Here is a 26,653-nt window from a genome sequence, read left to right on the forward strand (position 1 = left end):
CTAGTTTCAGAACTGCATTCAGCCTCGTCTGGTTCAAGGAGCAATGTGATGAATGATATGACACCGGTACGCCGCATGACGGCAAAGGATTTTCCGCAGGAACTTCTCGATCTCTACGACTTTTACGCGCATGGCAAGATCACGAAGCGGGAGTTTTTGAACGGCGCAGCGAAATTCACCGTTGCCGGTGTGACCGCTGCAATGCTCCTCGACCAACTGGCGCCGGACTATGCTCTCGCGCAGCAGGTGGATCCGGAAGACGCCTCCATCGAGACCCAACGGATTACATATCCTTCCCCGAACGGTCACGGAGAGGTCAACGCCTACCTGGTCAAACCGGCCGGTAGCACCGGCAAGCTTGCTGCAGTGCTGGTCATCCATGAAAACCGTGGCCTGAACCCTTACATTGAAGATGTCGCACGCCGCCTGGGTAAGGCCGGTTTCATGGCAATGGCGCCGGACGGCCTGACATCTGTCGGAGGCTATCCCGGCACCGACGACAAGGGGCGCGAATTACAGCGCACGGTCGACCGGGAAAAGCTGTTGAACGACTTTTTTGCCGGTTTTGAGTATTTGCTCAAAAGCGACGACAGCACGGGCAAGGTCGGCGCGGTCGGTTTTTGCTATGGCGGTGGCGTTGTCAATGCGATTGCCGTGGCATACCCCGAACTGGCCGCCGGTGTGCCGTTTTACGGACGCCAGGCAGATGCTGCGGATGTGCCGAAAATTCAGGCGCCGCTCATGCTGCAATTCGCCGAACTGGACGAACGTATCAATGCCGGCTGGCCTGCCTATGAGGAGGCGCTCAAGGCCAACGGAAAGAACTACGTTGCACACATGTATCCAGGTGTGAACCACGGCTTCCACAACGATACGACACCTCGTTTCGATGAGAAGGCTGCCAAGCTTGCCGAAGATCGCACAATCGCGTTTTTCAAGGAAAACCTGATGTGAAGAAAGAATTCGGGTGCGCACGCTGGGTCGTCCGCACCCGTTTCGTTTCTGGATCAGGTGTCGAGGATCTCCGTATCATCGATCTTGATATCGAAGCCTTCCAGACCGACATAGTGGCGCTCGCGCGAAGCCAGAAGCCGGATTGAACTGACACCGAGATCCTTGAGGATCTGGGCGCCGAGGCCGACTTCGCGCCATTGCTCCTGGCGCGCTTGTGCAGAACTGTGTTCTTCGCTGTCCGCGGCCTCGAAATCGGAGCGGGTGCGCCGCGACTGGCGCGTTACACCAACGGATCCTTCCCTCAGGAAGACAATGACACCCCGGCCGCGATCGGCGAAGTGTTTCATGATGGGATCGAGCGGTCTCGTCTCGCCGAAGACGTCGTCCAGAACCGATTCCAGCTGCAGACGAACGGGGACACTTCGGCCGTCGAGGATGTCGCCGTACACGATTGCAAGATGATGCATGGGGTCATAGGGCGTCGAATATGTCATGGCATAGGCGGGACCCGCTATGGTTTCGACGGGCTGCTCATTGACCCTTTCGACCATCCGTTCCGTGCGCTGGCGCCATGCTATCAGATCGGAGACGGAGACCATTTTCAGATCGAATTCGGCGGCAAATTCGGCAACCTGCGGTCCGCGTTTGACTGTGCCGTCATCATTGACCAGTTCGCTGAGCACACCGACTTCCTCAAGACCGGAAAGGCGGCAAAGGTCTACCGCAGCTTCCGTGTGTCCTGAACGCATCATTACGCCGCCTTCTTTCGCGACGAGCGGGAAGATGTGACCCGGGCGGACGAAATCGTCGGCTGCAACATTCGGATTGGCAAGCGCATGCACGGTCGCGCCGCGTTCTTCCGCCGAAATACCCGTTGTCAGGCCCTGGCGATAGTCAACGGAGATAGTGAAGGCGGTTGCGAGGGGGGCATCGTTTTCCGCGACCATCGGATCCAGTCTCAGACGGCGCGCATTGGCCGGTGTCATCGGGGCGCAGATGATGCCGGATGTGTGGCGGACCATGAAAGCCATTTGCTCCGAGGTGATCTTCGACGCGGCAACGATCAGATCACCTTCGTTTTCGCGGTCGTCATCGTCGGTCACGACGATCATTTCACCGCGTTCGAACGCGCGGATGGCTTCTGCGACACGGGCCTGGGACACGGGATGCTCCTTGGTTGTGGACAGTCCGAGAAAATCATTGGGTGTGACGGCGCCTTCGGTCGCGATGGCGATCTTGCGGGCCATGTCCCGCGACACCCAGACGTTCGGATCGTTGCATAGGGCTGTTACGGAGGCAGGAGACAGGTTTGCGCGGCGCGCGAATGCGCTCCGGTTTTCTCCGGTCTGCGAGAGCCATTGATCGAGTCTCATGCAAACGCATATACGCGCGTTCGCTTTCAGTCACAAGAGATGTCTTGAAGAAATTTCAGTGACACTGAAAGGTCGGCGTTACTATCATCCCGTTTTCACGAATTCAGCGGCACGCGAAACGAATGCAGGTGTGATCCAGCGTTGCTCAAGGCCCTGGGCAGAACAAAGAGCTGAAAGGTCCTCTTTGAGGTAGGAACTGAAGTAGGGTTCGTGAAAGAGTTGCGGAAAAATCGACAGGAGGCCGTCATAGTCCGGCACGTCGCCGGTCTGCAGGCTGTCGACGAAAAGGAAGGAGCCACCGGGTTTCAGAACACGGGAAATCTCTTTGATCACCTGCCTCCGGACTTTTGGTGGCAACTCGTGAAAGAGAAAGACGCAGGAAAGAACATCGATGGAACTGTCGGCAAAAGGCAGAGCCTCGGCCATGGCGGTCACATAGCCTGCGCGCCGCGTCTTACCCCGTTCTTTTGCGACGCCGAGATAGGGTTCGGAGAGATCAAGTCCAATGCCCCTGAGACGTGGAAAGGCCTTGAGCGCGGGATGAAGCAGTCCGCCCGTGCCGCAGGCAAGATCGAGATACGTGATCTTGCGCTGGTCCTTGCGTTTCAGGATCTCGGCAAATGGCACAAGAGCCCTGCGGCGCATGGCCGCCGTTGCACCGGAAAACAGAACATCCACCTGGAAATCGTAAAGCCTCGCACTTTCCTGCGACAGCCAGCCGTCAGTCTGGAAATGAAAGTTCTGGCGATAGTAGCGAGGGAGCGCTTCGGCAAACCCGCCGGTGTCTTCGTTGACTTCCTGATGTGCGCCGGTTGCTCGGCGCCGGGCGACTTCCGGCACATCCCTGAAGAAGGCTCTGCTGGTATCAAGAAGCTCGCGCGCGGTCAGGCTTCCGTCAGAAGGCATCGGGTAGAGCCCGTCCTCGACGGCCTTCATATCGTCCGCGAAGAGCTTGAAGATATCGGCCAGCATGCGTCGCTGCCCCGGAACCGGGCCGTCCGGTTGAACTTTGGGTGTTTCCGGCAAGTCCTCTTGCAGGCGCCGGTTCATGCGGCGCATGGCCTCCGAGTGCAGTGTGTAAAGCGCGACACGGCTGCCCTGGTGCAGCGCATATCGAGCGCGCCGCGCCAAACCCCTGATAGGTGGACGCCTCCCGTTTCCCTTTGAGGGTTGAAGCTTCTCATCCACCAAGCCCATGGCTCACTCCCTTTTCAAGACTGCCACCACTTCAATATGGGGCGAATACTGGAACTGGTCCACCGGTGTGACGCTTTGAAGCGTGTAGCCGCCATCGAGCAACAGGCGCACATCCCGGGCAAAGGTGGCAGGATTGCAGGAGACGGCAACAATGGTTTTTACCTTCGATCTCGCCAACAGCTCCGCCTGCGCCTGCGCTCCGGCCCGGGGCGGATCGAAAACCACCGCGTCGAAAGGCTCCAGTTCTTCGCGCACCAGTGGTCGCCGGAAGAGGTCGCGCCGCTCGAAAGTGACCTTCTTCAGCCCCTGCGGTCTTCTCAAGGCCCTGTCGAGTGCTGCAATGGCAGCTGCATCGCCCTCTACGGCGTGGACATTTGCCTGTCGCGCCAGGCGCAGCGCGAATGTTCCGACCCCGCAAAAGAGATCGGCAACTGTCCTGGCCTTGCCGACACCATCGAGCACAAGACGGGAGAGGGCGTCTTCGGCCGCATGGGTTGCCTGGGTAAACCCTCCGGGAGCCGGGACGACATCGATGCCGTCCATGTCGAGCACCGGTGCGCGGACCTCCAGCAGAATTTCGCCGTTCACGGAAAGTCTGGCCAGGTCGAGTTCTATGGTCTTTTGCGACAGCTCCGCGATCATCCGGTCGTAATTTCGGTCGGCTTTGTCGAGGGCAACGTCGAGACCTGACGTGGTGGCAAGAACGGTAACGCGCATTTCGCCTTTTTTGGGCAGGACCTTTGCCGCGAGTTGCTTGAGACCGGGCAACGCCTTTTCAATGTCGGGCGAAAGCGCCTTGCAGCCGGCAGCGTCAACCAGCTTGTGGCTCGCCTTGCCGTGATAGCCGAGGATGACATGGCGGCCGGCACGTCCGGCGGTCAGCACCGCGCGGCGACGCCCGCCGGCGGTGGCTGAAACGGCTTCAGATACGAAGGTTTCAATGCCGCTGCCCTTGAGGGCGCGGCTGACCAGATCACGCTTCCATTCAAGATAGGGTTTCTCGGCAAGGTGCTGCATGGAACAGCTGCCGGATGCCTCGCTATGGCTACACACAGGAGAAACGCGGTCCTGCGATCTGGTCACGATTGTGATCTCGGTCGCCCGACCGTTGACCACATTTGCTCGCACCTTCTCGCCCGGCAATGCGCCTGCCACATAGACCGGACCATTGTCGGTCTGCGCAATTCCGTCACCACGATGGCCCAGTTCCGAAATAATCAGTTCTTGTTCACTCATGGCAGAGCGATACCGTCAACGGCGGGACGGAGCAAGCTCTTGCAAGAGCGGCAGCGTGAATTTCGATAGGGCGGAGGTCTCAACGGCGGTTCGAAAACAATCCTCTCGCGCGTGACAGTAGACCGCGCGATGCACTTTTGGTGGCTGGCGTGTCTGAAGTGCTGGAGCGTTTGGCAAAGTCGCGTAGCGCGTTCATGTCCTGTTTCTGCTGTGTGATCTTGATCTCCCGGTGCGGATCGTTTGCAACTGCAGCTTCCGTCTGCATGCCGGAAGGTGACGAACCGGCCTCCGGAACGGTTTCCGGTCGTCTGTCATAAGGCTGCGGGTCGTTGGCAGCGGCAACCTCGGTTCTTTCCTCTTCGGCCCGTTTCCTGACATCGTCGGCATTCTTGTAGGTATAGGAACGTTGCGCCGTCACCTCGCCGTGAATGCCGAATTGCGGCGCATTCACGACGACCAGTCGAACCTTTTCCCAACTGTCGTGCCCTTCCAGTTTCTCGTGATAGACCGCAACAGCCCACGCGTTGCTCTCGTCGCTGAAGGAGTTGTTGTGCGGCAAGATCGATCCGCGGACCTGGCACAAATTAATAAAGCCGAGTACCACTTCCATCATCCATGGCAGGGGAACACGAGCCTCCTGGAATTCGATCACCTTTCCGATCACCCATTGGGAGCCGCTGACGATCATGCCAAGAGGCAGGTCTTCTCCGAACCGCCCTGCGCTGGAGGTGAGAATTGGACGGATATTCAAAAGAGCGAGATCGCCGGCCTCTCCGGCACTTTCGAAGAAGCTTTGCGGCACGAGATTGTCGCTGACACACCAATGAACCGCGCTTGCCGGATTATTTCTGATGATCAGTTTGCTCAGCCAGTAACAGAAAAATCTCGCCCGGTCGGCTTCGCCAAGGCTGTCAAAGGACGATTCCGCCGCAAGCGAGTCCACAAACTCGTCTCCGAGCTTTCGCAGCTCTTCCGAAAAGAGCTGCACATCCAGCATGCCCTTGGCGATCGTCACGAACGTGTTCGCCTTGTGCCGTCGCACGATGTCCTGTGAGTTGGGAAGCACTAGGCCGGTATAGGGGGTCGTCAGTGCCGTACGGAATCCCGCAAGCCCAAGCGGTTCGTCGTTCTGGCTGATCAGAACGCGATGCCCGCCCGCGTTGACATGTATGTCTTTCGAGGTCGACGAGGCGATCAGCTGTACCTCCGATGCATACCCAAGATGACTGGAAAACTCTTTGACAGCCTCGAAAATGACGCCACCATCCAACGGATTGAACTGGTCATGGAGAATTGCGCATTCCACGCGGTCCAAAGCAGGAATATCCATGAGTGTCTCCCTTTGCATATGACCGTTTTATAAGTCTGAAATCGTTCTCAAAAGGAAAATGCAATTGGATAAATTTCAACTTTTGATAGAAATCTTGATTTGCAATCAGGTGATTTTGCAAACGCCTTCGCTACACTTGGCACAGTGTGAGATCTGACGGATTGCCGGCGCCCACGTGAGCAGTTCTGGAAAGGGAGGATGAGTGCTTCAGTCCGTTTTCTTGCCGTTTAGCAGCCACTCGGCATTGCCGTCGCCGCCCTTGACCGGGGAGGGGATCAAGTCACCCGCAGCCCAGCCGGGAACAGTCGTCAGCCACTTTTGAAGCTCGCGAGCTGTTTCCTCGGCCACCGTGGGATCCACGATCCCGCCCTTGCCGATCCTGTCTTTGCCCGCCTCAAACTGCGGTTTGACCAGAAAAACCCCCTCAGCGCCGGGCGCAGCAAGATCCAGTGACGGCGGGAGTGCGAGTTTCAGCGAGATGAAACTGACATCGGAAACGAGCAATCCGGGCCGGTCTCCTTCAAGGTGATCGATAGTCAGATCCCGCGCATTGCATCCGTCCTGCGCAAAAACCCTCCGATGGGAACGCAGGCTCTCGTGCAACTGGTTGTGACCGACATCGATCGCATGGACCTTCTCTGCTCCGCGATCCACCAGGACCTGAGTAAAGCCCCCCGTGGATGCGCCGATATCCATGCAGATCTTGCCTCTTGGATCGACACCGAACCGGTTCAGGCCTTCAATCAGTTTAAGCGCTGCCCGGGAAACGTAGCACGAAGCCGGGTCATCTATTTCAAGAGAAGTATCCGCACTGACCTTCTGGGCCGGTTTCCTGCAGATCTTGCCTGCGACGCTGACCGTGCCACGCAGGACCGCGTCCCGCGCGCGGGCACGGCTTGCGAAGTGGCCGGTATCGACAAGATGTTGATCAAGACGCTTCGTGGACATGAGCGGTCTTTTAGGCACAGTCCGGACGAATGAAAAGCACAAGCTGGTACCTCAGCCGAAACAACCTGCAATCGCGGACAGCAGGCGGTCAGCGTAGACACGCTCTCCCGCGTAAAGCCACAAGACTGCCGACAGCGCGACGAAACCCGTCGCGCCGGCAATCAGTCCTACAAAGAGCGGCATGCGCATGGATGTGTTTCCGCTTCACTGGTCTTTACGACGAAGCAGGCGCGTTCTTGATCAGGCGGCGGAGCTTCGGCAAGGCTGTATCTTCCGCTTCCTGATAAGCGATGGTTCCGACAAACTTGTTGTCCGCGTTCATCAGATAAACGGCAGCGGAATGGTCCATCGTATAATCGCCGTCGTCAAGAGGCACCTTCTTGGCATAGACGCGATAGGCTTTGATCATGGCATCGACCTGTTCACGCGATCCGGTCAGCGGTGTAATGCGCTTGTCGAATGCCCAGACATAGTCACGCATGACTTCGGGGGTATCGCGTTCCGGATCAACGGAAACAAAGGCATAGTTCAGTTTTTCCGCGTCGTCACCGAGTGCGTCCATCCAGCCCTGCAGCTCCGAGAGGGTCGTCGGACACACGTCCGGACAATAGGTGAAACCGAAAAACAGGACGGTCGGTTTTCCGGCAAAAGTCGCGTCCGTTACGGTCTCGCCGTTTCCATCGACAAGTTCAAATGGGCCGCCGATCGCCGCCAGCGGTTCAATCAGGCCACCGGAATTTTCGTTTCCGGCCGTTTGTTGATACACAAGCACCCCGGATACGCCGGCAAGGACGGCAACTGCCGCCCAGGCCACGTACCGGAAGAGTTTCAAGCCAGACATGGGTCGTCCTCTTCAGGAAATATCAGTTTTTGCTATGCTTCATGTGGCCGTGATCCATCGATTTCGCGCCCATCTTGGCGACATCAAGATCAATGGCGACATCCCCCGCCTTTTCGAATGTGAGCACCACTGGAACAGTAGACCCCTCTTCGAATGCCTGGTTCAGTCCCATGAACATGATGTGCAGGCCGCCGGGCTTCAAGGTAACGGTTTCACCGGCCGGGATTTCGATCCCGTCCTGCATTTTCCGCATTTTCATCACGCCATCGGTCACGGTCATTTCGTGAATTTCAACCTTGGCGGCGACATCGGAACTTGCCGAGACCAGGCGATCTGCTTCTGAACCGGAGTTGACGATTTCCACAAAACCGCCGCCGGCCTTGGCTTTGGGCGGGGTTGCGCGCGTCCATGTTTTTGAGAGTGACAGGTCGCCCGCCTGGTAGTCGGACGCGAGTGCGGAAAGAGAAAAGACGGTAAGCGCCGTCGCAGCGGCGATGGATGTCCAGAGTTTCATTTCGGTATCCTTGGAATCTGGGTTTTTGAACGGTTTCAGACCAAGGAAGAGGGGGGACCCCGAATGGGCGTGACGCGACGTTTGTCAGCAATGCAGATTGGCTTGTCTGCGACGTCCGATGGAGCACACGATCCCGGGGCCTCGAACGGCATCACCGAGGAGATGCCTGGCAGACACGATCCGGGCGCACAGCCACTTGCGCACGCGGGACCGCACTGACAGGCCAGCATGTCGTGCGGCCAGGGGGTGCTTTGCTCTTGACCGGAAGGCTGACAAAGGCTTGTCAGGCCCGACGCGGCTGCATAGTCGGGTGAAATGGCTGTTGCGAGCACAACGAGGCCCAGACGCAACGAAAACGCAAGCGCAGCAAACGCCACCAGTGGATGACGCTCACGTCGCAAGGTCTGCAGATATGCGCCACGCAAAGCCATGTGAGGGCTATAGGCCTGTTCCGTCTTTCTGTCGAGCGGCGAAACCGCGCATGTCACCACAATAAGTCAGGAGCCGTCGGGCTTTTCGGATTTGCCAGTCTCCGGATGTGTTTCAAGAACGGGTTCACCGGAGCGGTCGCCCTTGGCCCCGACGTCCTTGTTGTCGGCAGCTAGATCATCTTCGGACGGCCCGTTCCCGCCACCGGTGTCATCTTCGGTTTCGTCCGAAGGCGTGTCGAAATTATAGATATCGTCTTCATAGGCCGGGAATTCCTCCGGCGGAATGACATATTCCTCGGCTTCCGCGTCGAGAGGTTCGGGCGAAATAACCGAGCCGACCTGCGCCGTTGCAGCGTACTCGAAATCCGTTTTCTCGTCGTCCGTCAACGCCTCTCTCGTAAACACGCGTGTCAGCACGAATGCAGCCATTGTCAGACTGACTGCGGCAATCATGACGTAAAGTCCGGAAGGTCCGATTTGTCCCATAATCAGCGAGGCGACCAACGGGCCGATGATCGAACCGATGCCGAATGACAGCAACATCCCGGACGAGGTTTCAACGAAGTCCTCCGGCGCGGCGTGGTCGAAAGCGTGGGCAACCGCTATGGCGTAAAGTGGCTGGGTGAATATGCCGACAAGCACCGCCGACAGGATCGCAATCGGAAATGCTGTCGGTGAGAACACCACAATTGTGAGTGCAGCCACCGCAGTCGCAGCACCAAGGCCCACAAGGACAAGGCGGCGGTCCATCCGGTCGGACAAGCGGCCGACCGGCCACTGTGCCATCATGCCGCCGCCGATGATTGCAGCCGCGTAATAGGCTGACTGATTGGTTGAAAGGCCTATCTGTGACCCGTACAGCGGAGAAAGTGTGAAGATCGCACCCTGCGAAACCCCGATGAGCAGAATTCCGACAAAGGCTGCCGGCGAGGTCTGGTAGAGGCGTATCGGCCGGAAGCGCACAAGCGTGATCGGTGCTGGTTGCGTTGCCGTCGTCAGCGAAATCGGCATCACGGCAAGGCTCAACGCAACAGAGGCAACTGCGAATGGCACGAAGGACGAAATATTCATGCTGGCAATCGAAACCTGCCCGAGGATCATCGCACCGAACACGATAACGATATAGACCGACATGATCGTTCCGCGGTTCTCGTTGGTCGCGCTTTCGTTGAGCCAGCTTTCGACGATCATGTAAAAACCGGCCAGGCTGAAACCAGAGACAACGCGAATGATGAACCATGAGTAGGGGTCGATCAGAACCGGATGCAGGATCGCGGCTCCGGACATCAGTGAAACGAGCGCCGCAAAGGCGCGGATATGCCCGGCGCGCATGATCAGCAGCGGTGCACCGAGACAGCCCAGAACCAGTCCTACGAAGTAGGCTGAAGAGATTGCACCGATTTCGAAATCACTGAAATAGAACCGGTCCGCGGCCAGCGGCAGGAGCGTGGTCTGAAGACCGTGCCCGAAAATGAGCATGGCAACGGACAACAAAAGAGCGGACACGGAAATGAGTGTCTGAGCCATGGCTGCCTCCCGGTGACTCGTTCCAAAACAAAAAACGCCGGTTGGAACCGGCGCGTTTGATCCTGAGCACCAGCATTTTCAGTTATGGCAGCTCGTGTCAATCACGATTTGAAGCGTGACGCATGCGCACTTGCCGGCGTCGATTTTGTCAGTCTGCGAAGCCGTTTACGCGCGCTGCGGCGCACTCAGCCTTTCCGTACCAAGTGCGGTGAAAACGGCTTTCATGATGCCTTCGCAATTCAGTCCTGCTCTCGCGTACATCGTGTCCGGCTTGTCATGATCGAGATAGAGATCCGGCAAGGCCAGAGTACGCACCTTGAGACCGTTGTCGAGGAGGCCTTCTTCGGCGAGATTCGTCAGTACGTGGCTGCCGAATCCACCGACGGATCCTTCCTCGATCGTCACCAGAACTTCGTGTTCGCGCGCAAGGCGCCGGATCAGGTCCATGTCCAGCGGCTTGGCAAAGCGAGCATCGGCAACTGTCGTCGAAAGACCGGCGGCATCAAGTTCATCAGCTGCTTCCAGACATTCGTTCATCCGGCCACCGAAACTGAGGAGCGCCACCTTTGTGCCCTCGCGGCGGATGACGCCCTTGCCGATGTCGAGAACGCTGCCGCGCTCGGGCATGTCGAGCCCGACACCTTCGCCGCGCGGATAGCGGAACGAGATCGGACCTTCGTCGTAGGCAACGGCTGTTGCCACCATGTGACGCAGTTCGACTTCATCGGCAGCCGCCATCACCACAAAGCCGGGAAGGCAGGACAGGAAGGCAGTGTCGAATGCACCCGCATGCGTTGGTCCGTCCGCGCCGACAAGGCCGGCACGGTCGATCGGAAAGCGCACCGGTAAACCCTGGATTGCCACATCATGGATGACCTGATCGTAGGCGCGTTGCAGGAATGTGGAGTAGATTGCCGCGAACGGTTTAAAGCCTTCGGTCGCCATGCCGGCGGCAAAGGTTACCGCGTGCTGCTCTGCTATGCCGACGTCGTATGTGCGTTTGGGAAACGCTTCACCGAACAGGTTCAGTCCGGTTCCATCTGGCATGGCCGCTGTAATTGCGACGACTTTTTCGTCCGCTTCCGCTTCCTTGATCAGTGATGTCGCAAAGACGTTCGTATAGCTGGGAGCGTTCGCCTTCGGCTTGGATTGCTTGCCGGTTATGACATCGAACTTTGCAACGCCGTGATACTTGTCCCTGGCACCTTCTGCCGGGCCATAACCCTTGCCCTTCTGGGTCACGGCGTGGATGAGAATCGGACCGTGATGCGTGTCGCGTACGTTTTTGAGAACCGGCAGCAAATGCTCCAGATTGTGTCCGTCAACGGGACCGACATAGTAGAACCCGAGTTCTTCGAACATCGTTCCACCGGTCCAGAAGCCGCGGGCATATTCTTCGGCGCGTGCAGCTTTTTCGAACACTGGTTTCGGCAGGTTCTTGACGATGTTTTTCGCCGCATCCCTCAGCGTTTGATAGGTCGGGCCGGAAACCAGCCGCGCAAGATAGGCCGACATCGCTCCGACCGGCGGGGCTATGGACATATCGTTGTCGTTGAGAATGACGATCAGGCGTGAACCGAGATGTCCGGCGTTGTTCATGGCCTCGTAGGCCATGCCGGCAGACATGGCGCCGTCACCGATCACCGCGATTACGTTGTTGTCTTCGCCCTTTAGATCGCGCCCGGCCGCCATGCCGAGACCTGCGGAAATGGATGTGGAAGAGTGCGCAGCCCCAAAGGGATCGTATTCGCTTTCGGCGCGCTTGGTGAAACCGGAAAGACCATTGCCCTGACGCAGCGTCCGGATACGATCACGCCGTTCCGTCAGGATTTTGTGAGGATAACATTGATGTCCTACATCCCAGATGATCCTGTCTTCCGGAGTGTTGAACACGTAGTGGAGCGCGACCGTCAGTTCGACCACCCCCAGACCGGCTCCTAGATGACCGCCCGTGATCGACACGGCGTCGATGGTTTCCGACCGCAACTCCTCGGCAAGCTGCTGAAGGTCTGTTTCTTCGAGCGTGCGCAGGTCCTTGGGGGACCTGACCTTGTCGAGGAGAGGGGTATTGGGTTTTGAAGACACTCTGCTGATGGCTCCATGAATCTAAATCTGGCGGGCAGGCATACACTAACCAATTATAGGGCGCAAATGCCTCAACAGTAATGCGCCAAAATGTTGCGTGCTCTCAACAAGAGACTTGCAGCATTTTGTAGAACAGATTTTTTCAAACCAGGTGCAGATAACGTGCATTTATTGCGCTATCGCGCGATTTTGAAAATCAGTCACCCTTTTGGGTGATGCATCTGAGTCGGATCTGGCCTAATGCATTGGTTGTGGTCGATGGGGCCACGTGCACAGTGATCAACTTGGGGTCGCACACCTGCGGCCCCTTTTTGTGCCGAAATGACCGGAAATCGAACAGATGTTCGAGCGCTTGGACGTTGTTCCGACCAGTTTGCTTTGATTAACCTAGAAGTATCCCGATAGCTTGTGCACCAGCCTCGCCAGCTGAAGCTGTGTGTTGATACCGGTTTTTTCAAAAATCCGGCGCATGTGTGTTTTGGCCGTGTTCCTGGTGATGCCAAGCTGCTCGACCGTGTCGGTCATCGAACCGGTCATCGTCAGATAGCGGGCCAGATGCGCTTCGGATTGGGACAGCAGATAATAGTCCTGCAAAGCGAGTTCGACAGCTTGCGGCAGTTCGGAAGGTTCGGTCATCCTGATCAGGATCCAGGGCGCAGACCTGCATCTGTCATCTACCGGCGCGGGCGTGATCGCACCAAAGGTAATCCGGTTCAGACGCCCGCTTGGGTCTTCGATAAAGACGGCATGCTCCTGGCTTTGGCTCTCTGTCGCACTATTTGATTTGTTTTCAGCGTCCTGGAAATGTTCCTGCCCCTGTATCTCGTTCAACAGACCTTGCAGACAGGTTTCCATTCTCCTGTTCTTGAAATCCAGTTTTTCATCCCGAAGGCTGACACCGCCGGTCGCAATCAGTTTGTCTATTCCCGATGCCGTCTGGCCGAGCACAATTCTTTCTTGCGTTGCAAGGACGGCGGGGCAGGAAGTGAATGAAAGAAGTGTTCGATGGATGCGGTTGGTGGCACGCTCCTGGTCGATCTGGAAAAAGGCGTCCAGCCCGGGAGACAGCAATGTTGCAAGCACGCTGAACGTTTTGTTGGCGATTGCGACGTCAATCGACGTGATCGTGTGTTCGGGAAAGAGGCAGCCGAACAGGATCGTGGAGCTTTCAGTGCGTCTCAGAGGAGAAACCAGACCGGGTATCTCGGGCTGAATGACATGACGGTCCGGGCGATTGTCATCGGCATCGTATTCCATCGCTCGTGCAAGGTCTTCTGATGTCTTTTCAGTCTCGCCGAGGGGCTTGCGGCCATTGAATTCGCCTTTGCCGAGCGTTGTTCTGCAAAAGGGATAATGCAGAGGGGCTTCTGTCAGCAGGAACTGCAAAGCCTTGCGGCTTCCGCCGGTTGCCGAAGTCTGCAACATTCCGTTCAGCTTGCGTGTCGAGTGATCCCCTCCGAACCGGTTGGTCGGAACATTGCTTTTCGCAAACTCCACCAGAAACGAAGTACAGTTCAGTTTTGAATCGATCAAATCCAGCACGCTCGTCCAATCGGCCGATTGTGTGGAGCATCTCAATACTCGTAAAAGTAGATCTACTTCATCTGATTTACTAAGTGACGGCATGTTATAAAGCATCTACTAAATATTACATAAAGACCGCTTAAACTTGTAAATATTACTATCAATTTCTTTGAGAAATAGCAAATGAAACGCTTGAGGGAGCTTGTGACTCTTTACGCTGTCAACGGGTTGGATCGTACGAGAAGGCTTGGCTGTTTTGCCAGGATGCCTCCGGAGCGGTTACCAGTTGAAGGGACATGATCAGCACGTTAGTCGGGCATCGGGCTATGGCGTAACGGACATCTACCGAGCCATTGGATTATCGTCTCGACCTCTTGATGTGATCGGCAACAACCCTGGTAAACGATCGGCAGATCGGGACCGGTGCGAGCACGTTTCGGTTTTGCACTCGGCAGTTCGCGGAACCGGATGGCAACAAACGGGTGGAATAAGGAATTCTGTCTGAATTGAGTTTTTTGGAAAAACCACGCCCTGACAGGCTCCGCCCGTCATTCGCCGTCGTCGGACCAGCTTGGCTTACTGGGCGTCCAATTCGGTGGATCCATTGGCTTCGCCGTTCTGGCCAAGCTGGATTTTTTCCACTTTTGCCTCCGCAGATTTCAATAGCGTATCGCAGTGCTTTCGCAAGGCATCACCGCGTTCATACATCTCGATGCTGCGTTCCAGGGCGACGTTGCCTTGCTCGAGTTCCCGCACGATCGTTTCCAACTGCTTGAGTGCGTCCTCAAAAGATAGTTTGGAAATGTCGCCTGCAGCGTCGCTCATTGGTGCGGTCCTTGTCTGAAGCATGAGTTCATCTGGAAACTTGCGGGCTTGAGCGTGCAGGTCAAGCCGTGAAGTGTCAGATAGACAGGATCATCCCCGTCGTTTTTCAATTCGGAGAGGTCAGCCGGTCATGAGAGTCATGACGTGCGCCGCCGTCGACCGGGCGAGTCCCTCCAGATCGTAACCGCCTTCCAGAACAGAAATCAGGTGTCCATCACTATGTTTGTCGGCGACATCCATCAATACGCGGGTCGCCCAGGCGAAATCGGCCTCGACAAGGTTGAGCCCCCCCAGGGGGTCGCGGGCGTGTGCATCGAAACCTGCGGAAATGATCACGAATTCCGGAGCAAAATCATCGAGCCGGGGCAGGATCGCGACCTCGAATGCTTCCTTGAAGGCGAGGCCATCCTCACCGGGGGCAAGCGGAACGTTCACAATGGTGTTCGCATCACCGGTTTCAGACGCAGCGCCGGAGCCTGGATAGAGCGGCATCTGATGCGTGGAACAGTACATCACGCTGGAGTCGTCCCAAAAAATATCCTGAGTGCCATTGCCGTGATGGACGTCAAAATCAATGATCGCCACTCGGCCGACACCGTGCTTTTCCTGAGCGTATCTGGCGGCAACGGCAACGTTGTTGAAAAAGCAGAAGCCCATCGCCCGTTCTTTTTCCGCATGGTGGCCCGGCGGGCGGGAAGCGGAAAAGGCGTTGTCGACCTTCTTCGTCAACACTTCGTCGACAGCACGGCAGGCCCCGCCCGCCCCCCTGAGAGCCGCTTCCCATGTGCCGGGAGACATTGTTGTGTCCGCATCAACCCGCGCCACGCCTTCGTCCGGGGCCAGTCGGTGGAGCTGGTCCACGTAACTCATGGGATGGGCGCGCGCGATATCCTCCAGTGCACCCACCGGGGCAAGGTCGCGCTCGACGGATTGGAACTTTTCATGTTCCAGGATCCTGTCTATCGCCCGAATCCTGTCCGGCCGTTCAGGATGCCCGAGCGGGGTCAGATGGTCGAGATAGCAGGAATGATGCAAGAGAAGCGTTGACAAGGTGGCGTTTCCGAAGAGTTTTGTTTTTTGAGCAACAGGGGAACATCTGAGCCGCCGGTGGCGGGCCTGTCAATTGATGATAGGTCTTAAGAAGAGCGACAAATGCGTGATTGCAGCGGGTGAGCGGCTCAAAAAGAAGGCCGGCTCTTTGGCCGGCCGTTTAAAGGTGCGAGCACCGCAATGCCCGAGGGGAGGTCCGCTGCATCTCAATTCTGACAACAAGACTAAGTGATTCTCGTAACGTAAAGCGAGCTTTTTACCGTAACTCAGCCTATGCAACTTGTTGATAAGTCTGGAGGCAGACCTTTGCACTCACTGTTCCTTGTATGAATTGCCAAGATTTTAAATGCGAGTGAACTTGATTTTTGTTTATCTGTTATATTGGAAGCTTGCCTTGGTGCTGTGATAACTTTAGGTGGACATGGTTCAACTGACAAAACAAGTGTCTATCGTGAAACGCTGAAATATATGCTGTTTTCGATTGCAGCTGAAAATTGCATCAACGAGGTAGGGACAACACAACACCTGTCGCAGACGCGCGTGGCCAGCCCCATTCCGTCAACGAGGTGCGGCTGCTCGTTGCAAACGGTCGTTGATTGCTTCACCCAACCCAAAGCTGGGGATAAACTGTACCCGAATGGTGTTCGCACCGCTGGCGTCGAGGGTCCGCATCCCCCGAAAGAGGTTGGCAGCCGCCTCCGCAAAGTCCCCTCTCGGGCTGAGGTTGAATTCCGCATAAGCCTGATCCGCGCCGGGCACCCTGTCGGGTCCGAAGGACAGCAAGGCGTCTGAGGGTACCGCTTCGCAAGCGTTCAAGGACATTGTTGCGTTCGGCGCATAGTGTGACAGGAGCATGCCGGGTGCCTCTGGCGCATCTGGTTGCACATTTGTGGGTGCATCTTGAAGGCTTGAACCAAGGATGCCTTGCAGGTCTTCACGCGTTATCCCACCCGGCCGTAACAGTCTGGGCGTACCGTCTGTGAGCCCGACAATCGTGGATTCGATCCCGATGGAACACGGCCCTGCATCAATAATGAAGCTGAGACAGGGTTCGAGGTCGGCAATCACGTCGTCAGCCCGTGTCGGACTGATCTTTCCCGAGCGGTTTGCACTGGGCGCTGCAAGGGGACAGCCCGTCTTTTCCGACAGGAACCGCATGACTGGCCCCTCCGGAACGCGCAAGGCAACTGTCGACAGACCTGCTGTTGCGAGGTCGGAAATGGTCGAAGTCTTCTTTTTCGGAACGACAAGGGTCAAGGGTCCCGGCCAGAAGGCCTTGGCAAGGTCCAGCGCCGGGCTGTCAAACTCTCCATGCCGTTGTGCATCGGCAAGCGAAGCGACGTGCGATATCAGCGGATTGAATTGCGGCCTGCCCTTGGCTGCAAAAATCTTCGCACATGCTTCTCCGTTGGTGGCATCAGCCGTCAGTCCGTAGACCGTTTCAGTTGGCACCGCCACCAGTTCACCGTTTGTAATCGCCGAGCAAACGGCAGAGGCTTCGAGAGCGTTCCGCCAGTCCGGTCTGTTCAAATCGAGGGTCCAGCGTTGCATGTCCTGATCTCTGCGGCTTCCGGCATTGTGTATTAAACAAAAAAGACAACGACATGCCGTTGCGGTACGGGTTGACGTTAACGTCAACTGGTCTATTGTCCTGTCAAATACCTGTCTCATGCGCCTTTTGCGGACAAGTACCGCCTCCGTCAAGCTTGGGATGGCGAAAACCGACAATTGCCGAAAACGGCCGGTCTTGGGAGGACCTGAATGTATCGCGCTCCAGTTGACGAGATCGCCTTCACGCTGAAACATGTCTGTGGCCTTGGCGACCTGCAGCAAAATACGCGTTACGCTGAACTGGGAGATGATCTTGTCGACGCAATTGTCGCGGAAGCAGGCAGGTTTGCCGCCGAAGAGATTGCACCGCTGAACGCGGTTGCTGACAAGCATGGTACACCGCTTCAAGACGGGAAGGTAACCACACCACCGGGATGGCGCGAAGCTTATCATGCATGGATCGACGGTGGCTGGAATGGTTTGTCGGCGGATCCTGAATCTGGCGGGCAGGGGCTTCCCCAAATGCTTTCGGCAGCTGCGCTTGAGATGTGGAACTCGGGGTCCATGTCATTCGCGATCGGCCCGACGTTGACCATCGGCGCGGTGGAGGCCATGGAAAAACATGCCTCGGATGAATTGAAGGCAAAATATCTGGCCAAGCTGGTGAGCGGTGAATGGATGGGGACCATGAACCTGACCGAGCCTCAGGCCGGTTCGGATCTCAATGCGCTGCGAGCCCGCGCAGAACGGAATGATGACGGAACATACCGCATCTTTGGCCAGAAGATCTTCATCACCTACGGAGATCACGACCTGACCGACAACATCATTCACATGGTACTTGCACGCTTGCCGGACGCGCCCGCCGGGACCAGGGGTATTTCCTTGTTTCTGGTGCCGAAGTTCCTGGTCGGCGACGACGGTGCTCTTGGGGCTCGGAACGATGTCCGCGTGGCCGGTGTTGAACACAAGATGGGGATCCACGGGTCGCCCACCTGCACCATGATCTACGGCGACGACGGCGGCGCGACAGGCTGGCTGATCGGTGAGGAGAACCGAGGCCTTGCCTGCATGTTCACGATGATGAACAACGCACGTCTTGCGGTCGGCATCCAGGGGTTGGGTGTTGCCGAACGGGCATATCAGCATGCGCTGAACTATGCCGTTGAGCGCAAGCAGGGCAGGGCGCCAGGTGACAAGGGCGAAGGCATGAGCCCGATCGCGCGCCATCCCGATATCAAACGCATGCTGCTGACAATGAAATCCAAGACCCAGGTTGCCCGCGCGATTTGTTACGCCTGCGCGCATGCCATCGACATGACCAGTATCGCGGACGACGACGATGGACGAACATTCTGGAACGAACGTGCTGGTCTTCTGACACCGATAGCCAAGGCTCTCTCAACAGACTTCGGCGTTGAAGTGGCGTCACTTGGCGTCCAGATTCACGGTGGTATGGGTTACATCGAGGAAACCGGTGCCGCGCAGCACCTGCGCGATGCCCGCATTGCACCAATCTATGAGGGGACGAACGGCATTCAGTCGATCGACCTCGTTATGCGTAAACTGCCACTATCGGGTGGCACTCAGATCAACGGTTTCATCGCAGAACTCAAGGCGATCGCAGATGAGGTTGCGGCATCAAATCGCCCAGAATTCGGTGCGACCGCAGACCGGCTGAACGCAAGCATTCGAGATCTTGAAGAGGCCACCGACTTCATGCTCTCTGCTCAGGCCGAAGGCCGGATTGCGGACGCACTTTCCGGTGCGACGCCGTATCTGCGTGTCGCGGGCCTTTCACTGGGCGGCGCACTGCTGGCCAAGGGGGCGCTGCGATCCGTGTTGGAGCCGGCCGCGCGTTTGGCGGAACGGACGCTCCTGGCTCGGAGTTTCTGTGAAACGGTGCTCGGCGAAACCGCAGGCCTGAAGTCGGATATCGTTTTGTCGGCCGAAGCCATTCAGGCCTTTGACGCCGAAGCCCTTGCGTCCTGAACAGCCTGATCGGAGTATTGGAATGATCCGCAAAAGCCTGCAAGACGGCGTTCAGATCCTGCGTCTGGACAGGCCCGAAAAGAAAAACGCCTTGACGGGCGCCATGTACACCGAGCTTGCCGAAGCGTTGGAAACCGGAAACACGGATGGCGAGGTGCGGTGTCATCTCATCTGCGGGCAGCCGGACGTGTTTACAGCGGGCAACGATATTGGTGACTTCCTTCAGTATGCAGGCAAGGTCGCAATCTCGGAGACACCGGTTGTGCGCTTCCTGCGCGCGCTCGTGCGCAACGAAAAGCCGCTGGTCGCGTCTGTTGACGGCATTGCGATTGGGGTCGGCACCACTTTGCTGATGCATTGCGACATGGTATTTGCCAGCCGGCGCGCTTTTATCCGGTCACCGTTTGTCGATCTCGGACTGGTGCCGGAAGCCGGATCCAGCCTGCTCGGTCCGCAACTCATGGGTCACGCAAGAGCTTTTGAATTGCTGTGTCTGGGCAATCCAATGACGGCGGACAAGGCTGCGCAGATCGGACTGGTCAACGAAATCGTGGAAGAAGACGTCGAGACTGCCGCGCTGTCCTGCGCCAGGCAGATTGCGGCAAAGCCACCGGAAGCCATGGCCTTGTCGCGAAAACTTTTGCGAGGAGACACGCAGGCCGTTTCCGAACGGGTCGAAGAAGAAATCAGGATCTTTGCGGAGCGCTTGACGGCACCCGAAACAATCGCCGCGTTCCAGGCCTTCATGTCGAAAAAGAAGGCCTGACCTGACAATGAATGCAGGCGATGAACGTGCTCCGGTCGGACTGTTGCCAAGTGCTTGCCGGATGCCGACATTGCCGCTCGCGCTACAATCCGGAATGGTGCACGGACACGAAACGCGAGTTGAATGATCAGCACAATCAAACCATCGCCGCCACGGCGACACTCTGGAGGAGAAAATCATGTCCTTGAAGGGTAAGACACTCTTCATCACCGGCGCCTCGCGCGGTATCGGCAAGGCGATTGCGCTACGGGCAGCCAGGGACGGTGCAAACATCGCCATAGCGGCCAAGACGGCCGAACCGCATCCGAAACTCGAAGGCACGATCTATACGGCAGCCGAAGAGATCGAGGCTGCAGGTGGCAAGGCACTGCCACTTGTCCTTGACGTACGCGACGATGAAGCTGTCAAGGCGGGCATAGACAGGACGGCGGACCATTTCGGAGGCCTGGACATTCTGGTCAACAATGCGAGCGCCATTCAGCTGACGCCCCTGCAGCAGACCGACATGAAACGGTTCGATCTGATGCACCAGGTGAACACGCGTGGGACAATGGCCTGTTCCAAACACGCGATTGAGCATCTGAAAAACGCCGACAACCCGCATATCCTCATGTTGTCGCCACCACTCGACATGCAGGAAAAGTGGTTTGCACCCTTTACGCCTTACGCCATCGCCAAATACGGAATGAGCCTCGTTGTTCTTGGCCTTGCCGGGGAATTGAGATCCAAGGGGATTGCGGTGAACGCGCTCTGGCCGAGGACGACCATCGCAACGGCAGCGATCAAGAACATTATCGGCGGCGACAAGATGATGCAGCAGAGCCGTACGCCGGACATTCTTGCAGATGCGGCCCATGAAATCTTCGTCTCGCCCTCACGAGATTTTACCGGTCAGTTCGTGATCGACGATACATTCCTGGCAAGCAGGGGTGTCACCGATTTTGACAAGTACCGGGTCGACCCCAGTCTTGCACTTGCGCCGGATTTCTTCGTCCCCGAGGGCGTCGACGCGCCGGCCGATCTTGGACCGGCCAAGGATTGAATGATGGTCATCACCTGTGAACGGGCTTGCATTCCGCGGCTCGTTCATGCAGCTTTTAGGTGCCGACGAGGGCGGCAGCCGGATCCGCGGAAAGCGAAAGTACCCTGACACACGACGATGATAGCCGGTTTTTCACCTGCGCCCGAACCCAGCGGATCGCCCGGGCAGTTTGAACAGGAGAAAAGCCATGTCGGACGGCAATTTCCAGGAACTCGAAAATTTCAAGAATGCGGCGCGCCGGTTGCGCAAGTCGCATGCCAAAGGTGATCCGGAAGCGATTGCGCGTGTTGTGAAACACGTGAGCGTTGAGAAGAAGCTCAGGCATGCTGACTTTCTCCACGTAATCGCGCGAGAAGGAGGCCATGAAAGCTGGCCAAAACTGAAATTTGCGATCGAAAGCGGAGCCATGAGCCGGGCACAGCGTGCCGAGCGGCTCAAGGTGGCACTATATTTCGGACAGCATTGGGTAACGGAGAAACTGCTTCAGGGCGATCCGGACCTCAAGAATGACAATCTCGGCCTCCAGATTGCACTTTACGATCTTGAAGCCGTCCGCACAGCAATCGAGGCAGATGCTTCGGCGGCGACCCGTGTTGTTGGCATCCGGTCTCCAATTCTTCATCTGGCCTATTCAAAAGACATTCATCGCAGGCCTGATAAATCAACAGACATGACTGCGATAGCCGATTTGTTGATCAGCCACGGAGCCGATGTGGACGAAGGTTATTCTCCGGAGCCTGATGGTGACTACAAACTGTCTGCGCTTTACGGAGCACTCTGCCACGCGGACAATTTTGCTCTCGGCAGATGGTTGCTGGAGCAAGGTGCCAATCCGAACGACGACGAAAGCCTCTATCACAGCACCGAACTTGGACATACCAAAGCGCTTGAATTGCTCCTGAGGCACGGGGCCAAGCCTGATGGTACCAACGCGTTGCCACGCGCACTCGATTTCGACAACGCGGAGATGGTCCGTCTGTTGCTGGAAGCGGGAGCCGACCCAAATCTGACCGTGCCTGACCACCCGAGCGGGCAACCGATGAACACGATTCCATCGCTCCATCAGGCAGCGCGACGGGGGTGCTCGGTGAAAATCGTCGAGTTGTTGCTGAAATTTGGCGCCGACCCGGTTGCCCGCTGGGACGGTCACACCCCTTACGCCATGGCGATGATCTACGGAAACAGACCGGTTGCCGCATTTCTGGACCAGAAGGGATATGCCGAACCGCTTGACCGGAACGAGATGGTTCTCGCCGCGTGCGCTGACAACGGCCCTGCGCCGGGTCCTCTGGATGTCACGCATCTGAGCGACGAGGACAAGGGACTTTTGACGCGACTTGCCTTCATTCCCGGTAATCTCGGTCACATGCAACGGCTGGTGTCAGCCGGACTGGACCCGGATGTGACGGACAGCATGGGCTTGCCACCCTTGCATGTGGCCGGTTGGAACGGGCTCCGCGAAGAAATGGCTTACTTTCTGTCACTCGGCCCGGACCTGACCCGCAAGAATGACTACGGCGGGGATGCACTCGATACTGTCATTCACGGTTCGGAATTTGCCCCCAAAAGACCGGAAGCGGATCACTTGGCGTGCGCTCGACTGCTCCTGGAAGCAGGCAGTGTTCTTTATCCGAACTTCATTGCAGGGTGTGGCAACGAGGATATGGTGCAGTTTCTCGAAGACTGGCTGGACGCTAGCCGCTAGTAGTGTTTGGGGGTGGACGGCATGGTCCGCCCCCAATTTCCGGTGGAAGGACCGGTTGTTTTGGTTGGTCGTTCAGTCTGGTATTGAAACACTATCGTTAGGCTCGGTTATCAAGGAGGGGCTTCATGGAAGGCGCAATGGATCAGGTGAGTGCTTACGCTCCGCTTCTCATCAACGCGGCAAAAGCCGTCGTTGTCCTGATCATAGGTTGGATAGTCGCAGGTATGCTGTCCGGACTGGTGCGGCGACGGATTGTCAGTCACCCTCAGATCGACGACACGATTGGCGGTTTTGCCGCGTCGATCGTTCGCTGGCTGGTCCTGCTGATCACGTTGATAGCTGTCCTGCAGTTGTTCGGCATCGAGGCGACCAGCCTGGTCGCGGTGCTCGGCGCCGGTACGCTGGCGATCGGCTTGGCGTTGCAGGGAACCTTGAGTGACGTCGCGGCCGGGGTGATGCTGATCATCTTCCGGCCCTACAGAATCGGCCAGTTTGTCGACGTTGGCGGAACCTCCGGCACGGTGAAGGATCTCAACATCTTCGTGACCGAACTCGTGACACCGGACAATGTCCAGATCATCATGCCGAACGGCCAGGCATGGGGGTCGGTCGTGACCAACTATTCGGCACATGACACGAGGCGGCTGGACCTCACCTTTGGCATCGACTACGGCGACGACGTCGACAAGGCGATCCAGATCATTCTGGATGTCGCCAATGCGGACGAGCGCGTACACAAGGACCCGGAGGCGTGGGTGCGTGTGACCAATCTCGGTGACAGTTCGGTCGATCTGGGCGTGCGTTTGTGGTGTGCCGCCGAAAACTACTGGGAACTGAAGTTCCACATGCTCAAGGCGGTCAAGGAAGCGTTCGACGCCGGGGGCATCTCTATCCCCTATCCGCATTCGGTCGAAATTCAAAAGGCGGGATAATACGCCGGAACCGTATCGGCTTTGGAGATCGCATCACCCGGATGCGGTCTCCTTTTTTGTAACATTGCCTGTCTTTTCGTCAGCGGCCGTATCACTGTCCTGATGCGTGTCAGGCAGTTCCTTGTCTTCGGCGATCTTGATGGTTTCGGTCACCTTGATCTCTTCAGTGATCTCTATTTCCACCGTCGAGGTGTCAGTTTCTGGACCCTCCGGCAGTTCACTTGTCGATTGATCCAGATCGCCGTCCATGTTCCCTGCTTCGTCATTTTCAGACGTCTGGTCTTCAGGTGGGTCGTCTAGTGTGAATTGGGGAACGACAGGGTCTTCGATTTCGTGTTCGGCCTTGTCCGTGTTCATCAGCTGCCGATTGGTGGCCAGCGCCACAACGTGTTCGCGCAAGTCCGGGTGCTGCTCCATCAGGGACTTGAAATCATGAGCGCCGAGACTCAGCAACTGGCAATAGCCAAGCGCGACAACGTCGGCACTGCGCCGTCCACCGGTCATGAGTGCGATTTCCCCGAAGACATCGCCTCGCCCGAGACGAACGCTGTGCGTGGGTGCCTGAACTTCCACTGCTCCCGAGGCGATGAAATAGGCTGCATCACCCCGGTCGCCCCGACGGATCAGCTTCTCGCGCGGGGTTGCGAATTGGGGCCGCATCATGCGCCGGATAGCCTTCTGCTGCTTGCGGGGCAGGTCCTTGAACAGAGGGTGCGCGCTCACCAGGTCACCGGTCTTCAGACCCAGATCAAGCTTTGGCCTCGTGTGGCTCGTTCTTCTCGTCCTTTCAACATCTCGCAACAGGTCCCGATGCAATTCGGTGCCGATCAGCATCTGGCCCTTGGCTTCGTCATAGGCCGTTTCTTCCAGCCGCACACCGGCCTTCAACAGGAACTGGCCTTCGAGCGAGTCGGCATAATCCGGATATTGCAGTCGCAGCGCATCAATCGCCTGGATCGTTTCATCCTGCCGCAGGCTGAGAGTATCGAGAAGAATGTCGGCGACGCGGTCTCCCATCAAGGGACGGATGCGGCTGTCGTTGAAATCAACCAGTTCATCGGCAAGTATCCGGTAAATCAGCAGAAACTCGAAACGGTCGGCGAGTTGATTGGCAAGGGGCCGGGTGATCCGCAATCGTCTTTGAAGCGTCTGTGCCAGCCTGAAGCCGAAGCCGAACTTCAAGGGTTGCCGCGTTGCCTTGTTATAGCCGGAGCGGCCGTCGCTGCGGGTCAGGTCGCCTGTCCGTCCGGTCAGGGTCAGGAACCGTGAGACAGCGCGACCGGAGATCGTCTTTTCGTGAAAATGTTCCAGAACGAGTTGTTGTTCACGATCTGCAAGGGCGATGAGACCCATGCGCACTCGGTCCCAGTCCTTGAGTTCTTCCAGTTTGTTCGTTTCCGAAGCGGCCGCGGCAGCCCGGTTCTCGTAGCCCTTGAGAACGTTCGTCGTCACGCGTTCGTTGATATGATAGCTTTTGGCGGCTGTCTCCAGTTCGGAACGCACATCCAAGAGGGCCAGTGACAGAAACTGCGTCCTGAGAGCCTCGTCCCTTGCGTTCAGCTGATCCAGGCCGAGAAGGCGGATCAGCGGCTTAAGGCTGGTTCCGTAGACGAGCAGGGTGAACAGGACAAAGCCGGTTGCAAGCTTCGTCACGAACCCGGACACCTCTTCGGAGAGTATGGCGTGTTCGGAAACACTGAGCGCGAGGATCAGGGTCACCGCACCGCGCATTCCACCCCAAAGGATGACGGTCTTGTACTTGTTGCTGACCGACTGTCCCGCACCGAACAGGCTCATCACAGGCAGCAGCCCGAATATCACGACTGCCCGTGCTGCCAGCGATGCGACAATCACCACGATGAGCAGGAGGATGTCGATCGGAGCAAACCCCGCCACCAGTTTCGGGATCAGGATCGCGGACAGCAGGAAGATCAGTGAGGCAGCCCAGAAGGACAGCTGTTCCCAGACAGCATGAAGAAACTGCCAGCTGGCGGGCTGAATACGCGCAAGCCCATAAAGGTTGAATATGGTTCCTGCACAGACAACGGCCACGACAGCTGAAACGTCGACAAACTGGTCGCTCAGCACGTAGGTGCCATAGGGAAGCGCAAGGCTCAGCGTAACCTGGGCAAGCGGCAGATCGCGCATCAGGGACAACAGGCTGACGGCAATGCGCGCCAGAACCGCACCGACGACCAAACCACCAACGAAAGAACGGCCGAAGGCCACGACAGCTTCGCCCGGTGTGAGCGATTGCTGTTTCGTCAGAATACCCAGCAGGATGACGAAAATCACGATCGCTGCGGCATCGTTCAAGAGGCTCTCGCCTTCCACGATCCGACCCAGTCTTGCCGGTGCACCGATATCCCGGAAGATCGCGACAACGGCAACCGGATCGGTCGTCGCGACAATCGCGCCCAGCAGGAGGCAGACGATCAAGACGTCTTCAAGGGACAGGAAATACGAGGTCAACGGGTAGAGCGCAAAACCGATAAATCCGGTTGCCACGAACACCGCCACGACCGCCATGACCAGGATCGGAACAATATCCTCCAGGATACGCCTGATATCGAGTGTCAGAGTTGTCTGAAACAGCAGGAGCGGCAGGAACATGTAGAGGATCATCTCCGAGTCCAGGGGAGGATCCGCGAAGATTTGGGCAAAATCGTCGAAGCGGTTGGTGTGGCTTGTGTAAAAAAGATAGGTCGCCGAAATTCCGATCAGCGTTCCCACGATCGCGAGCAGAACACTTGGGGCAAGCCCCAGCCGCCGGGCGAGCGGTTGCAATAGTGATATCGTTATCAATAAAAGCGCGAAGGCGCCTGTAATT

General features: G+C 57.3%; 21 protein-coding genes. 6 read left to right on the forward strand and 15 right to left on the reverse strand.

The features are described from left to right. Nucleotides 1-48 precede the first annotated feature (48 nt). Nucleotides 49-954, forward strand: a complete 906-nt coding sequence (yghX, locus tag ACO6TI_RS13040) for a YghX family hydrolase (protein WP_104703481.1) — start codon at nt 49-51, stop codon at nt 952-954. A gap of 53 nt (nt 955-1,007) precedes the next feature. Here yghX and ribB read toward each other — a convergent pair whose 3' ends face one another. The 14 genes from ribB to ACO6TI_RS13110 form a co-directional block, all read right to left on the reverse strand. After that, nucleotides 1,008-2,327 (reverse strand): 3,4-dihydroxy-2-butanone-4-phosphate synthase, encoded by a 1,320-nt coding sequence (ribB, locus tag ACO6TI_RS13045; protein WP_055111324.1) that lies wholly within the window; start codon nt 2,325-2,327, stop codon nt 1,008-1,010. An 84-nt stretch (nt 2,328-2,411) separates the two neighbouring features. Further along, nucleotides 2,412-3,524: a class I SAM-dependent methyltransferase gene (locus tag ACO6TI_RS13050; RefSeq protein ID WP_196877630.1), complete on the reverse strand. Its 1,113-nt coding sequence runs from the start codon at nt 3,522-3,524 to the stop codon at nt 2,412-2,414. Between the two features lie 3 nt (nt 3,525-3,527). Further along, on the reverse strand, nt 3,528-4,760 hold the full coding sequence (locus tag ACO6TI_RS13055) for a class I SAM-dependent RNA methyltransferase (RefSeq protein WP_422385065.1): 1,233 nt from the start codon (nt 4,758-4,760) through the stop codon (nt 3,528-3,530). Nucleotides 4,761-4,839: 79 nt separating this feature from the next. Then, nucleotides 4,840-6,090, reverse strand: coding sequence for a hypothetical protein (locus tag ACO6TI_RS13060; RefSeq protein WP_196877632.1), 1,251 nt, complete (start codon nt 6,088-6,090; stop codon nt 4,840-4,842). A 207-nt stretch (nt 6,091-6,297) separates the two neighbouring features. Then, nucleotides 6,298-7,038: a TlyA family RNA methyltransferase gene (locus tag ACO6TI_RS13065; protein ID WP_422385066.1), complete on the reverse strand. Its 741-nt coding sequence runs from the start codon at nt 7,036-7,038 to the stop codon at nt 6,298-6,300. A gap of 51 nt (nt 7,039-7,089) precedes the next feature. Next, nucleotides 7,090-7,227: a hypothetical protein gene (locus ACO6TI_RS13070; RefSeq protein WP_173937351.1), complete on the reverse strand. Its 138-nt coding sequence runs from the start codon at nt 7,225-7,227 to the stop codon at nt 7,090-7,092. A gap of 25 nt (nt 7,228-7,252) precedes the next feature. Next, on the reverse strand, nt 7,253-7,879 hold the full coding sequence (locus ACO6TI_RS13075) for an SCO family protein (protein ID WP_055111335.1): 627 nt from the start codon (nt 7,877-7,879) through the stop codon (nt 7,253-7,255). Between the two features lie 22 nt (nt 7,880-7,901). Continuing rightward, complete coding sequence (locus ACO6TI_RS13080) at nt 7,902-8,393, reverse strand: copper chaperone PCu(A)C (RefSeq protein WP_196891011.1); 492 nt, start codon at nt 8,391-8,393, stop codon at nt 7,902-7,904. Between the two features lie 497 nt (nt 8,394-8,890). Then, nucleotides 8,891-10,351 carry an MFS transporter gene (locus ACO6TI_RS13085; protein ID WP_104703476.1) on the reverse strand — a complete coding sequence of 487 codons (1,461 nt, stop codon included), beginning with the start codon at nt 10,349-10,351 and terminating at the stop codon, nt 8,891-8,893. Nucleotides 10,352-10,516: 165 nt separating this feature from the next. After that, nucleotides 10,517-12,436, reverse strand: a complete 1,920-nt coding sequence (gene dxs, locus ACO6TI_RS13090) for a 1-deoxy-D-xylulose-5-phosphate synthase (RefSeq protein ID WP_055111339.1) — start codon at nt 12,434-12,436, stop codon at nt 10,517-10,519. A gap of 387 nt (nt 12,437-12,823) precedes the next feature. Beyond that, a complete protein-coding gene (locus tag ACO6TI_RS13095) occupies nt 12,824-13,969 on the reverse strand; it encodes a helix-turn-helix transcriptional regulator (RefSeq protein ID WP_422385067.1) in 1,146 nt (381 codons plus the stop codon). A 567-nt stretch (nt 13,970-14,536) separates the two neighbouring features. Beyond that, a complete protein-coding gene (locus ACO6TI_RS13100) occupies nt 14,537-14,785 on the reverse strand; it encodes an exodeoxyribonuclease VII small subunit (RefSeq protein ID WP_055112627.1) in 249 nt (82 codons plus the stop codon). 120 nt (nt 14,786-14,905) lie between these two features. Continuing rightward, nucleotides 14,906-15,835, reverse strand: a complete 930-nt coding sequence (locus ACO6TI_RS13105; protein ID WP_108874595.1) for a histone deacetylase family protein — start codon at nt 15,833-15,835, stop codon at nt 14,906-14,908. Nucleotides 15,836-16,393: 558 nt separating this feature from the next. Continuing rightward, the gene (locus ACO6TI_RS13110) at nt 16,394-17,386 is read right to left on the reverse strand and encodes an L-threonylcarbamoyladenylate synthase (RefSeq protein WP_196999138.1); all 993 of its coding nucleotides are present in this window, start codon (nt 17,384-17,386) and stop codon (nt 16,394-16,396) included. A gap of 210 nt (nt 17,387-17,596) precedes the next feature. Here ACO6TI_RS13110 and ACO6TI_RS13115 point away from each other — a divergent pair, with 210 nt between their 5' ends. From ACO6TI_RS13115 to ACO6TI_RS13135, 5 genes are all read left to right on the forward strand, one after another. Next, on the forward strand, nt 17,597-19,378 hold the full coding sequence (locus tag ACO6TI_RS13115; protein WP_422385068.1) for an acyl-CoA dehydrogenase: 1,782 nt from the start codon (nt 17,597-17,599) through the stop codon (nt 19,376-19,378). A 22-nt stretch (nt 19,379-19,400) separates the two neighbouring features. Continuing rightward, nucleotides 19,401-20,144, forward strand: a complete 744-nt coding sequence (locus ACO6TI_RS13120; RefSeq protein WP_108874592.1) for a crotonase/enoyl-CoA hydratase family protein — start codon at nt 19,401-19,403, stop codon at nt 20,142-20,144. Between the two features lie 178 nt (nt 20,145-20,322). Next, the gene (locus ACO6TI_RS13125; protein ID WP_055111351.1) at nt 20,323-21,186 is read left to right on the forward strand and encodes an SDR family oxidoreductase; all 864 of its coding nucleotides are present in this window, start codon (nt 20,323-20,325) and stop codon (nt 21,184-21,186) included. Nucleotides 21,187-21,373: 187 nt separating this feature from the next. Further along, nucleotides 21,374-22,891 (forward strand): ankyrin repeat domain-containing protein, encoded by a 1,518-nt coding sequence (locus tag ACO6TI_RS13130; protein WP_422385069.1) that lies wholly within the window; start codon nt 21,374-21,376, stop codon nt 22,889-22,891. A gap of 125 nt (nt 22,892-23,016) precedes the next feature. After that, nucleotides 23,017-23,823 carry a mechanosensitive ion channel family protein gene (locus ACO6TI_RS13135; protein WP_055111354.1) on the forward strand — a complete coding sequence of 269 codons (807 nt, stop codon included), beginning with the start codon at nt 23,017-23,019 and terminating at the stop codon, nt 23,821-23,823. A gap of 33 nt (nt 23,824-23,856) precedes the next feature. Here ACO6TI_RS13135 and ACO6TI_RS13140 read toward each other — a convergent pair whose 3' ends face one another. Continuing rightward, nucleotides 23,857-26,610 carry a cation:proton antiporter gene (locus ACO6TI_RS13140; RefSeq protein WP_422385070.1) on the reverse strand — a complete coding sequence of 918 codons (2,754 nt, stop codon included), beginning with the start codon at nt 26,608-26,610 and terminating at the stop codon, nt 23,857-23,859. Nucleotides 26,611-26,653 lie beyond the last annotated feature (43 nt).

The sequence above is a fragment of the Roseibium album genome (assembly GCF_965233825.1).
GTDB classification, from domain to species: Bacteria; Pseudomonadota; Alphaproteobacteria; order Rhizobiales; family Stappiaceae; genus Roseibium; species Roseibium album.

What these genes read in the sequence shown, in the direction of transcription:
- ACO6TI_RS13060 (WP_196877632.1), bottom strand. Translation starts at nt 6,090, where the DNA reads ATGGATATTCCTGCTTTGGACCGCGTGGAATGCGCAATTCTCCATGAC.
- ACO6TI_RS13120 (WP_108874592.1), top strand. Translation starts at nt 19,401, where the DNA reads ATGATCCGCAAAAGCCTGCAAGACGGCGTTCAGATCCTGCGTCTGGAC.
- ACO6TI_RS13055 (WP_422385065.1), bottom strand. Translation starts at nt 4,760, where the DNA reads ATGAGTGAACAAGAACTGATTATTTCGGAACTGGGCCATCGTGGTGAC.
- yghX (WP_104703481.1), top strand. Translation starts at nt 49, where the DNA reads ATGAATGATATGACACCGGTACGCCGCATGACGGCAAAGGATTTTCCG.
- ACO6TI_RS13135 (WP_055111354.1), top strand. Translation starts at nt 23,017, where the DNA reads ATGGAAGGCGCAATGGATCAGGTGAGTGCTTACGCTCCGCTTCTCATC.
- ACO6TI_RS13100 (WP_055112627.1), bottom strand. Translation starts at nt 14,785, where the DNA reads ATGAGCGACGCTGCAGGCGACATTTCCAAACTATCTTTTGAGGACGCA.
- ACO6TI_RS13110 (WP_196999138.1), bottom strand. Translation starts at nt 17,386, where the DNA reads ATGCAACGCTGGACCCTCGATTTGAACAGACCGGACTGGCGGAACGCT.
- ACO6TI_RS13075 (WP_055111335.1), bottom strand. Translation starts at nt 7,879, where the DNA reads ATGTCTGGCTTGAAACTCTTCCGGTACGTGGCCTGGGCGGCAGTTGCC.
- ACO6TI_RS13065 (WP_422385066.1), bottom strand. Translation starts at nt 7,038, where the DNA reads ATGTCCACGAAGCGTCTTGATCAACATCTTGTCGATACCGGCCACTTC.
- ACO6TI_RS13080 (WP_196891011.1), bottom strand. Translation starts at nt 8,393, where the DNA reads ATGAAACTCTGGACATCCATCGCCGCTGCGACGGCGCTTACCGTCTTT.
- ACO6TI_RS13130 (WP_422385069.1), top strand. Translation starts at nt 21,374, where the DNA reads ATGTCGGACGGCAATTTCCAGGAACTCGAAAATTTCAAGAATGCGGCG.
- ACO6TI_RS13125 (WP_055111351.1), top strand. Translation starts at nt 20,323, where the DNA reads ATGTCCTTGAAGGGTAAGACACTCTTCATCACCGGCGCCTCGCGCGGT.
- ACO6TI_RS13050 (WP_196877630.1), bottom strand. Translation starts at nt 3,524, where the DNA reads ATGGGCTTGGTGGATGAGAAGCTTCAACCCTCAAAGGGAAACGGGAGG.
- ribB (WP_055111324.1), bottom strand. Translation starts at nt 2,327, where the DNA reads ATGAGACTCGATCAATGGCTCTCGCAGACCGGAGAAAACCGGAGCGCA.
- ACO6TI_RS13070 (WP_173937351.1), bottom strand. Translation starts at nt 7,227, where the DNA reads ATGCGCATGCCGCTCTTTGTAGGACTGATTGCCGGCGCGACGGGTTTC.
- ACO6TI_RS13085 (WP_104703476.1), bottom strand. Translation starts at nt 10,351, where the DNA reads ATGGCTCAGACACTCATTTCCGTGTCCGCTCTTTTGTTGTCCGTTGCC.
- ACO6TI_RS13115 (WP_422385068.1), top strand. Translation starts at nt 17,597, where the DNA reads ATGTATCGCGCTCCAGTTGACGAGATCGCCTTCACGCTGAAACATGTC.